This window comes from Mesorhizobium sp. M7A.F.Ca.ET.027.02.1.1 (assembly GCF_004022985.1).
Taxonomy (GTDB): Bacteria; Pseudomonadota; Alphaproteobacteria; order Rhizobiales; family Rhizobiaceae; genus Mesorhizobium.
In genome coordinates, this window is sequence record NZ_RZOL01000251.1 from 1 (window position 1) to 9,063 (window position 9,063).

The following is a 9,063-nucleotide window of genomic DNA, read 5'->3' on the forward strand; positions in this document are numbered from 1 at the left end:
TTCCTCAAGGATGCGCCGATCCTGATTCTCGACGAAGCGACCTCGGCGCTCGATTCCGACATCGAGGCGGCGATCCAGGAAAATCTGACGCGGCTGATGGAAAACAAGACGGTCATCGCCATCGCCCACCGGCTGTCGACGATCGCGGCACTCGACCGACTGGTGGTGCTCGACGGCGGCCGCATCGTCGAGCAAGGCACGCATGACGATTTGGTAGCACTCGAGGGGCTCTATGCGCGGCTGTGGAAGCGGCAGTCCGGCGGTTTTCTCTATCACGAGGACAGCGTGCTCGAAGAGACACGCCCGGCGGAGTAGCTCCATGGGTGGATCAACAGGCGCCATCTCAGAGGTCGGCTACGTTCTCAAGCGGCTCCGACCGACCATGCCGGCTTTCGATACGCTGAAGGAAGAGAGCCGGCAGGAAGGCTACTGGATGCTGGTGCGCCTGGCGGATGGCTGGGCAAGTGGCCGCAACAAATTCCTGAAACGGGGCGAGGCGCTGTACGGAGCCTGGGATGGAAGGGAACTCGCCGGCGTGTGCGGGTTGAACATCGATCCCTATTTCGAGGCCAGGGACCACGGCCGGGTCCGGCACCTGTTCGTCAGTGCGCGTCACCGTCGCGCCGGCCTTGGCCGGATGCTGATCGAAACCGTTATCGACAGGGCACGTCACCATTTCGCCGCGCTGAACACCCGCGCGCCGCAAGAGGCTTTTGGTTTTTACGCACGGCTTGGATTTACGCACGTGGAAGGCGAAGAATTCGTCACTCACCGCATGGTTTTCGCGAAAGGAGACTGAAATGTCCTTGCGTCCGCCATCTCATCTTGCCGGCGGCTCGGCCGCTGAAGCCGCCTTCGACGCGCTCGGCCATGAAATATTGGCGGAAAAGGCGGCAGCACTTGGCCGCGCCGGCCAGCGGGTAGAGGAAACGCTGGCCAGGCTGCGCGACAATGCCGACGAGCAACTGCGCCCCCGGCTGCTCAAGGATGCCGCCGAGGCGGTGCATGGCTATTTCATCCAGCGCGAGCTGTGCGGCTTGCGCAAGCACGATGCCGTCATTCGTGAATACAACATCCCGAAAGCGGTGCTGGCCAGGCTCGGCGCGAAATAGGGGTCACTCCAGCCATTCGGTGATGAAGCTGCCGTTTTCATGGATGTCGGTCGTTTCCAGCGGGCCTGGGCCGAGATTGGTGAATTTGTGCGGCGTGTTGGGCGGCACGATCAGGATCTGGCCGGCGGATGCCTCGATCCCATGGTCGCCGACAGTGAACAGGCCGGTGCCCTGGCGGATGATGAAGATCTCCGCGTAGGGATGCGTGTGCAGGCGGGGGCCGCCGCCGACGCCAGGCAAATAGTTGAAGATCAGGCAGGAGTTGGAGCCGTAGGCGCCACATTGCAATTCGCCCTTCCAATGGTCGGAGCGAACAGACCAAGTGTCGCGGTCTATGACGTGTGCCATGATGGCAAGGATAGACCCGGCTGGCGCCTTGTGTCGAGCCGAACAGGGGCGTCGGATTTGCGGTTGTTTCCCGGTTGTTTAGCGATGTTTGGCGGCTATCCGGCGTCGCGTTGAGCGGTGGCGGATTTTGTCCCCGCGACAATCTGCCCTTGTGCCTTCACCCGTCTGGACAAAAACGGGCTTCACGCATAAACCGAAGTCCAAATGCCGGAGGAATTCGCAAGCCTGTTCGCCATGCGCTGTCGGGTTGGCGTAATTGAGCGGGGAACAAGGCTCAGCCACCGGCACGGAAGAGGCGAAAGGATCAGGCACCCGTGAGCGCAACCGACACCCAGGATCCCAACCGTCGTGATTTTCTCTACGTCGCCACCGGCATGGCCGCAGTGGTCGGCGCGGGTGCCTTCGCGTGGCCGTTCATCGACCAGATGCGCCCCGATGCCTCGACGCTGGCGCTCGCTTCCGTCGAAGTCGACGTCGCCTCGCTGACGCCGGGCATGTCGCTGATCGTCAAATGGCGCGGCAAGCCGGTCGTGGTCCGCAACCGCACCGAACAGGAAATGAAGGACGGCGAGGCCGTCAAGCTGGCCGATCTCAAGGACCCGATCGCCCGCAACGCCAATCTGCCGGCCGATGCACCGGCGACCGACGCCAACCGCACCACACCCGGCAAGGAAGCCTGGATGGTGATGGTTCAGGTCTGCACCCATCTCGGCTGCATTCCGCTCGGCCAGGAAGGCGATTTCGGCGGCTGGTTCTGCCCATGCCACGGCTCGGTCTACGACACGGCCGGACGCATCCGCCAAGGCCCGGCGCCTGAGAACATGGCGGTGCCGGTATTCAAGTTCATTTCCGATACCAAGATCCTTATCGGTTGAGGCAGGGGACATTTCGATGAGCGAGGGACACTCGACCTATACGCCCAAAACCGGTCTCGGACGCTGGTTCGACGCCCGCATGCCGCTGCCGCGGCTGGTCTATGACAGCTTCGTCGCCTATCCGGTGCCGCGCAACCTCAACTACGCTTGGACGTTTGGCGGCATCCTGTCGATCATGCTGGTGGCGCAGATGCTGACCGGCATCGTGCTGGCCATGCACTACACGGCCGACACCAATCTCGCCTTCGGCTCGGTCGAGAAGATCATGCGCGACGTGAATTCGGGGTGGCTGCTGCGCTACATGCATTCGAACGGCGCCTCGTTCTTCTTCGTCGCCGTCTACATCCACATCTTCCGTGGCCTCTATTACGGCTCCTACAAGGCGCCGCGCGAGCTGCTGTGGATCCTCGGCTGCATCATCTATCTCCTGATGATGGCGACCGGCTTCATGGGCTACGTGCTGCCATGGGGCCAGATGAGCTTCTGGGGTGCCACCGTCATCACTGGCTTCTTCAGTGCCATTCCGCTGGTCGGCGACTGGATCCAGCAGCTGCTGCTCGGCGGCTTTGCCGTCGACAACCCGACGCTGAATCGCTTCTTTGCGCTGCACTATCTGTTGCCGTTCATGATTGCCGGCGTCGTCGTTTTGCACATCTGGGCGCTGCATGTCGTGGGCCAGTCGAACCCGACGGGTATCGAGGTCAAGTCGAAGACCGACACTGTCGCCTTCACCCCCTACGCGACCATCAAGGACGCGTTCGGCATGATCGTGTTCCTGTTCTTCTTCGCCTATTTCGTCTTCTACCTGCCGAACTATCTCGGCCATCCCGACAACTACATCGTCGCCAACCCGCTGAAGACGCCGGCCCACATCGTGCCCGAATGGTACTTCCTCCCGTTCTACGCGATCCTGCGCGCCATCACCTTCAATGTCGGGCCGATCAACTCCAAGCTCGGCGGCGTGCTGTGCATGTTCGGCGCCATCGTCATGTTGTTCCTGGTGCCGTGGCTCGACACTTCGAAGGTACGCTCTGCCGTTTACCGGCCCTGGTACAAGCTGTTCTTCTGGCTGTTCGTGGCCGATGCCATCCTGCTTGGCTGGCTGGGCTCGCAGCCGGCCGAAGGCAGCTATGTGTTCATGGCGCAGATGGCGACATTGTTCTACTTCGCCTTCTTCCTGATCGCGCTGCCGGTGCTCGGCCTGATCGAGACGCCGCGACGGCTGCCGAACTCGATCACCGAGGCGGTCCTCGAGAAGAACAAGGGCGGCAGCGGACATCCGGCGGGCGCTACGGCGGCGCCGGAAACCAAAGGCTGAGCGGGTAGAGAATCTAAGGGGATTTGGCATGAAAAAGATTCTCACCTCGCTGGCGCTGGTCGGCCTCGTGGCCGTCGGCATCGGGTCGGCGGGCACTTGGGCGATCGCCGCCGAAGAGGCGCACAACGCCGCCGCGCCGACGCATTTCCCGATCGACGAGCCGAAGGAAATGGACTGGAGTTTCACCGGCCCGTTCGGTACCTATGACAAGGCGCAGCTGCAGCGCGGCCTCAAGGTCTACAAGGAAGTCTGCTCGGCCTGCCATTCGATGAACATGGTGGCGTTCCGCACGCTGTCGGACCTCGGCTATTCCGATGCGCAGATCAAGACGCTGTCGGCCGAGTACACGATCCATGACGGTCCCAACGATGCCGGCGACATGTTCGACCGTCCCGGCAAGCCGTCCGACCACTTCCCGCCACCGTTCGCAAACGACGAAGCGGCCGCCGCTTCCAATGGTGGTGCTGCTCCGCCCGACATGTCGCTGCTGGCCAAGGCGCGCGGCGTCGAGCGCGGTTTTCCGCAATTCGTCTTCGACATCTTCACCCAGTATGACGCGGGCGGGCCCGACTATATCCACTCGCTGCTGACAGGCTATAACGAGACACCGCCTGCCGGCATGGTTATCCCGGAAGGCACCCACTACAACCCCTATTTCATGTCGGGCGTGTCGCTGAAGATGCCCAACCCGCTGTCCGACGGCCAGGTGACCTATGATGACGGCGCGCCGCAGACAGTCGACCAGTACTCCCGCGACGTTTCCGCCTTCCTGATGTGGGCGGCCGAGCCGCATATGGAAGACCGCAAGAAGACCGGTTTTCGCGTGCTGGTGTTCCTGCTTCTGTTCGGCGCTCTGGTCTATCTCACCAAGCGCAAGGTGTGGGAAGGCGTGGCGCATTGAGCCACACAATCAAGTGATCGCGAAGGGCGCCGAGAGGCGCCCTTTTGCATTTCCGGAGGCTGGTCATGTCACATGGCCGTCACCGCATCCGGCGATCCTGTGCTGCTCTCATCAAAGGATCGCATTCATGAAAAGATACGCATCGCTCGCGGCAGGCCTGTTGCTGCTCATCGTGGGCTCGGCCGCGCAAGCGGAAGACGCCCAGCCCTTCATCACCAACAAGGATGTCGACCTGACGATGATCCTGCCGCCGCCGCCGGCAAACGATTCGGCACAAACCAAGGCCGAACTCGGCGAGGTGCTGACTTTGCAGGTCACGCGCACCCCGGAGATGGTCGCCAGCGCGGTGGCCGATGCCGAGGAGAATGTCTGGCGCTTTGCCGACGTGATGGGGCCGAAATTCAACAAGGAAACGCTGCCGAAATTCAGCGCCTTCTTCGATCGCGTGGTGGCTACCGAAGGCGCTGTCGTCGATCCCGCCAAGGATGTCTGGAAGCGCCCGCGCCCGCATCAGCTCAGCGATCTCGTCAAGCCTGCGGTCAAGCTGTCGAGCTCCGGTTCCTGGCCTTCCGGACACGCCACCGTCGGCACGATGATGGGCATCATTCTGTCCGACATGGTTCCGGAAAAGCGCGCCGAGATCATGGCACGCGCGAGCAAATACGCTCACAACCGCGTGGTTGGCGGCATCCATTTTGCGTCCGATGTCGAGATGGGCAGGATTTCCGGCAGCGTCATTGCCGCAGTCCTGCTCAACCGGGACGGCTGAATATGAAGTGGCCAGGGCCGAGCTTCGTTCCGATCTCGGCATGTAATCCTCGTCAGCCGGATTTAGACGGGAAGGGGCGCTTAAGGCGCTCCTTTCTTGTCTGCGCCATTGCTTAGGCGGAAGTTCGGCAATTAGTCCGTTGGCATGGCGGCATGAGGTTGATATTCGACGCATCGAACGGTGGCGAGAAGCTCGTCCCGCCATGGCTTTTGGATTTCGATGATGCGGCTCAGCGACTGTCACAACTTTTCCGATTTCCGGCTGATGGCACAGCAGCGGCTGCCCGGGCCGATCTTCAATTACATTGACGGCGCGGCTGACGATGAGGTCACCTACCGCCGCAACGCCGCAAGCTTCGAGACCTGTGACCTGGTTCCCAACGTGCTGCGCGGAGTGAGCGAGGTCGACATGTCGGTGACGGTCATGGGCCAGAAGCTGGCGATGCCGTTCTATTGCTCGCCGACCGCCTTGCAGCGCCTGTTCCACCATCAGGGCGAGCGCGCGGTCGCCAAGGCCGCAGCCAAGTATGGCACCATGTTCGGCGTCTCGTCGCTTGGCACCGTCAGCCTCGAGGAGGCGCGCAGCATCAGCAGCAGTCCGCAGGTCTACCAGTTCTATTTCCATCGGGACCGCGGTCTTAACCGGGCGATGATGCAGCGGGCAAAGCAGGTCGGCGTCGAGGTGATGATGCTGACCGTCGACAGCATCACCGGAGGAAATCGCGAGCGCGACAAACGCACCGGCTTTGCCATTCCCTTCAAGCTCAACCTTGCCGGTATGGCGCAGTTCGCGCTCAAGCCGGCCTGGGCGATCAATTATTTCACGCATGAGGGGTTCAAGCTGCCGCAGCTCGACGAGCATGTCGACATGGGCGGCGGCACGATGTCGATCAGCCGCTACTTCACCGAGATGCTAGACCCGTCGATGACGTGGGACGATGTCGCTGAGATGGTCAAGCTTTGGTCGGGTCCGTTCTGTCTCAAGGGCGTTATGTCGGTAGAGGACGCAAGACGCGCCGTCGACATCGGCTGCAGCGGCATCGTGCTGTCGAACCATGGCGGGCGGCAGCTGGATGGCTCGCGGGCGGCGTTCGACCAGCTTGCCGAGATCGTCGATGCCGTTGGCGACAGGATCGATGTCATCATGGATGGCGGCGTGCAGCGCGGCACCCATGTGCTGAAAGCGCTATCGCTCGGTGCCAAGGCCGTCGGCGTCGGACGCTACTATCTGTTCCCGCTCGCGGCGGCGGGCCAGCCCGGCGTCGAACGGGCGCTTGAGCAGATGCGGGTCGAGATCGAACGCGGCATGAAGCTGATGGGCTGCAGTTCGATCGAACAATTGTCGCGCAAGAACCTCCGTTTCAGGTAATCTCGACCCATGAAATCCTCCCTCGAAGACACATTGCTCGCCGCGATCCGTACCATTCCGGACTATCCCAAGCCCGGCATCCTGTTTCGCGACATCACCACGCTGCTCGGCAATGCGCGCGCCTTCCGCCGCGCCATCGACGAACTGGTACATCCCTACGCCGGCCAGAAGATCGATAAGATCGCCGGCATCGAGGCACGCGGGTTCATCCTTGGCGGCGCCGTCGCCCATCAGCTCTCGGCCGGCTTCGTGCCGATCCGCAAGAAAGGCAAGCTGCCCTACGAGACGGTGCGCGTCGCCTATAGCCTGGAATATGGGCTGGACGAGATGGAGATGCACAAGGACGGCGTTGCTCCGGGCGAGAAGGTGATCCTTGTCGACGATCTGATCGCCACCGGCGGCACCGCGGAGGCGGCGGTCAAACTTCTGCGCCAGATCGGCGCCGATATCCTCGCCGCCTGTTTCGTCATCGACCTGCCGGACCTCGGCGGCCGCGCCAAGCTCGAAGCCCTCGGTGTGCCGGTCAGAACGCTGATAGGGTTCGAGGGGCATTAGGTTTCTCCCTCGCCCCGTTTACGGGGAGAGGGAAGCGAAGCGAGCAACGCGAGCGGAGCAGGGTGAGGGGTAAGTACGACCGTCGAGTTTAAGACACCAACGCTGGCGCCGCCCCTCATCCGCCCTTCGGGCACCTTCTCCCCGTAAACGGGGCGAAGGAAAAAGCTACTCCACCTTCACCAGCACGGCGCTTTCGAACTCGAGCACCTTGTCGCCGGTGGGATCGAAAGCTTCCGAACGCAGCGCCAGCAGCCGCCAGCCGGGGCGTGAGGCGATTGGGCGGTGCGACAGCGCGGTGCGCGTGAAGGTGATGGTTTGCCCGGCATAGACCGGCTTCAGCCATTTCAGGTTCTTGAAGCCGGGCGAGGGGCCGAATTCCGGCACCGGACCGGGACCGCTCCACGCAGCGATCTCGGCGTCCATGCGGTTTTCCAGATTGAGTTTCATCCAGGTCGCGGCCGTGTGCCAGCCAGACGCGCAGAGGCCGCCAAGAACGCTTTTCTTCGCGGCCTCCTCGTCGATATGGAAGATTTGCGGGTCGTACTTGCGGGCGAAGGCCTTGATCGCCTCGGGCTCGAATGTGTGCGAGCCGAGCGTGACGGTGGTGCCGATACGGAAGAACTCGTCCAGTGTCATGCTTGGCTCCCCGCGGCATCGCGCGTGAGGAACATGACGGAGTTCTCGAGCTCGAAGACGCTTTCGCCACGCTGGTTGAACAGCTCGCTGCGCATGGTGACGAAGCCGAGTTGCGGCTTCGATTTCGACAGGCGCTTGGCAACAACCATCAGGGTGCCGGTCAGTTGGTCGCCGGCCAGGACCGGTTTCTTCCATTTGACCTGATCGACTCCGGGCGCGCCCTGGCAGGTCGAGTCCAGCAGGAACGCATCGCAGAGCATGCGCATGAACATGGCGCAGGTGTGCCAGCCCGACGCTGCCAGCCCCCCGAGGATGCTGGCCTTGCCGGCCTCCTCGTCGAGATGCATCGGCTGCGGGTCAAATTCTCCGGCAAATTCGACGATCTCGGCGGCACTCACGAGCTTCGAGCCGAGGTCGATCGATGCGCCCTCGATGAAGTCCTCATAGGCCCATGCTTTTATCTCTGCAGTCATGGTCTGGAATCCGGCTTGTCGACCCACGATCCCCAGGATCGGGGTTTCCGGATGCAGGCCGGCGTTCATTTGGTCAAGCGATTTCTACTGCGCCAGCCTGTGGCAGGACCGACAACGCCACTCAGAGCCAGCCGCGGCGGCGGAAGTACCAGAAGGGCAGGATCGCCGACAGCACCATCATGGCGATGGCGAAGGGATAGCCAAGTTGCCATTTCAACTCGGGGATGATGTCGAAATTCATGCCGTAGACCGAGGCGACCAAAGTCGGCGGCAGGAAAATGACGGCGGCGACCGAGAAGATCTTGATGATGGCGTTCTGCTCGATCGAGATCATGCCGAGCGTGGCGTCCAGCAGGAAGGAGATCTTCTGCGACAGGAAGGTGGCGTGGTCGGCGAGCGACAGCACGTCGCGAGACAGCGTCTTGATGCGCGCCTTGGTGTCCTTGCTCATCTTGGTGCGGGTCGAGGCATGGGCGAAGAAGCCTGCCAGGCGCTGCAGCGAGATCAGGCTGTCGCGGATCGAGGAGGCGATGTCCTCCTTGCGGCCGATGGCTTTCAGCAACTCCTGGAAATCACGGTTGCGCTTGGAAACCTTGGTCGACCGCGCCTCGAAGATATCGCGCGAGATCGCCTCGATGTCGCGGCCGGCGCGTTCCAGAATGTCGGCAAGACGGTCGACGATCGCCTCCAGCAAGCCGATCAGAATGG

General features: G+C 62.3%; 11 protein-coding genes and 2 pseudogenes. 9 read left to right on the plus strand and 4 right to left on the minus strand.

The features are described from left to right. From EN749_RS23745 to EN749_RS23755, 3 genes and pseudogenes are all read left to right on the plus strand, one after another. Positions 1-315, plus strand: a pseudogene (locus EN749_RS23745) (ABC transporter ATP-binding protein); the annotation flags it as partial. A 4-nt stretch (positions 316-319) separates the two neighbouring features. Further along, positions 320-799: a GNAT family N-acetyltransferase gene (locus EN749_RS23750; RefSeq protein WP_127270964.1), complete on the plus strand. Its 480-nt coding sequence runs from the start codon at positions 320-322 to the stop codon at positions 797-799. A gap of 1 nt (position 800) precedes the next feature. Continuing rightward, positions 801-1,112 (plus strand): DUF6665 family protein, encoded by a 312-nt coding sequence (locus EN749_RS23755; RefSeq protein WP_127326788.1) that lies wholly within the window; start codon positions 801-803, stop codon positions 1,110-1,112. 3 nt (positions 1,113-1,115) lie between these two features. On the opposite strand, the gene EN749_RS23760 is transcribed toward EN749_RS23755, so the two are convergent. Next, on the minus strand, positions 1,116-1,460 hold the full coding sequence (locus EN749_RS23760; RefSeq protein WP_128364083.1) for a cupin domain-containing protein: 345 nt from the start codon (positions 1,458-1,460) through the stop codon (positions 1,116-1,118). A gap of 314 nt (positions 1,461-1,774) precedes the next feature. Here EN749_RS23760 and petA point away from each other — a divergent pair, with 314 nt between their 5' ends. The 6 genes and pseudogenes from petA (at position 1,775) to EN749_RS23790 (ending at position 7,246) form a co-directional block, all read left to right on the plus strand. Beyond that, on the plus strand, positions 1,775-2,335 hold the full coding sequence (gene petA, locus EN749_RS23765; RefSeq protein WP_127270959.1) for a ubiquinol-cytochrome c reductase iron-sulfur subunit: 561 nt from the start codon (positions 1,775-1,777) through the stop codon (positions 2,333-2,335). Positions 2,336-2,351: 16 nt separating this feature from the next. Next, positions 2,352-3,653 carry a cytochrome b N-terminal domain-containing protein gene (locus tag EN749_RS23770; RefSeq protein ID WP_127326789.1) on the plus strand — a complete coding sequence of 434 codons (1,302 nt, stop codon included), beginning with the start codon at positions 2,352-2,354 and terminating at the stop codon, positions 3,651-3,653. A gap of 28 nt (positions 3,654-3,681) precedes the next feature. Beyond that, positions 3,682-4,554, plus strand: coding sequence for a cytochrome c1 (locus EN749_RS23775; protein WP_127396067.1), 873 nt, complete (start codon positions 3,682-3,684; stop codon positions 4,552-4,554). 127 nt (positions 4,555-4,681) lie between these two features. Further along, positions 4,682-5,369: pseudogene (locus EN749_RS23780) on the plus strand (phosphatase PAP2 family protein). 176 nt (positions 5,370-5,545) lie between these two features. Then, the gene (locus EN749_RS23785) at positions 5,546-6,691 is read left to right on the plus strand and encodes an alpha-hydroxy acid oxidase (RefSeq protein WP_164873953.1); all 1,146 of its coding nucleotides are present in this window, start codon (positions 5,546-5,548) and stop codon (positions 6,689-6,691) included. A 9-nt stretch (positions 6,692-6,700) separates the two neighbouring features. Next, on the plus strand, positions 6,701-7,246 hold the full coding sequence (locus EN749_RS23790) for an adenine phosphoribosyltransferase (protein WP_013529989.1): 546 nt from the start codon (positions 6,701-6,703) through the stop codon (positions 7,244-7,246). 165 nt (positions 7,247-7,411) lie between these two features. On the opposite strand, the gene EN749_RS23795 is transcribed toward EN749_RS23790, so the two are convergent. From EN749_RS23795 to EN749_RS23805, 3 genes are all read right to left on the minus strand, one after another. Continuing rightward, positions 7,412-7,882 carry a MaoC family dehydratase gene (locus EN749_RS23795; RefSeq protein ID WP_127396070.1) on the minus strand — a complete coding sequence of 157 codons (471 nt, stop codon included), beginning with the start codon at positions 7,880-7,882 and terminating at the stop codon, positions 7,412-7,414. Then, a complete protein-coding gene (locus EN749_RS23800) occupies positions 7,879-8,355 on the minus strand; it encodes a MaoC family dehydratase (RefSeq protein WP_127396074.1) in 477 nt (158 codons plus the stop codon). Before EN749_RS23800 ends, EN749_RS23795 begins: the two co-directional genes overlap by 4 nt. A 121-nt stretch (positions 8,356-8,476) precedes the next feature. Continuing rightward, the coding region (locus EN749_RS23805; RefSeq protein WP_281061924.1) for a CorA family divalent cation transporter at positions 8,477-9,063 on the minus strand (587 nt) is incomplete at its 5' end.